This is a genomic window from Mesorhizobium sp. M2A.F.Ca.ET.039.01.1.1 (assembly GCF_003998035.1).
Classification (GTDB): Bacteria; Pseudomonadota; Alphaproteobacteria; order Rhizobiales; family Rhizobiaceae; genus Mesorhizobium.
Genome location: NZ_RZRY01001554.1, coordinates 1 through 430, shown reverse-complemented (window position 1 = coordinate 430; position 430 = coordinate 1). Strand labels below are relative to the sequence as shown.

1 protein-coding gene is annotated in these 430 nt (G+C 69.5%); it reads right to left on the bottom strand.

Features of this window, described 5'->3' with window-relative positions:
- Window positions 1-430 (bottom strand): ATP-binding cassette domain-containing protein (locus tag EOA24_RS40890; RefSeq protein ID WP_127410967.1); only part of this gene is annotated, 430 nt, incomplete at both ends.

Here is a 430-nt window from a genome sequence, read left to right as displayed (position 1 = left end):
GGCTTTCTCCGACAGGCCGACGAGTTGCAGCAGCTCGGCCGCGCGGGCCACACGCTCGGCGCGCGGGCGTCCTTCGATCTTGAGCGGCAGCGCGACATTGTCCTCGACGGTCTTGGCCGACAAGAGATTGAAATGCTGGAACACCATGCCGATGCGGCGGCGCAGCGGCTGCAACTCGCGCTCGCCGAGGCGGCTGATCTCGCGCCCCTCGATGAAGACCTCGCCGGAATCCGGCCGCTCCAGCCCGTTCAGACAGCGGATCAGCGTCGACTTGCCGGCGCCGCTGCGGCCGATGATGCCGAGGATCTCGCCCTTCTTCACGGTCAGCGAGACGCCGTCGAGCGCCGCCGTCGCGCCGAAGCGGCGCTTCAGATCGACGAGGCGGACAACGTCTTCCCGCCCGGTCGGCTCGACGCGGACCGGGCGGGAA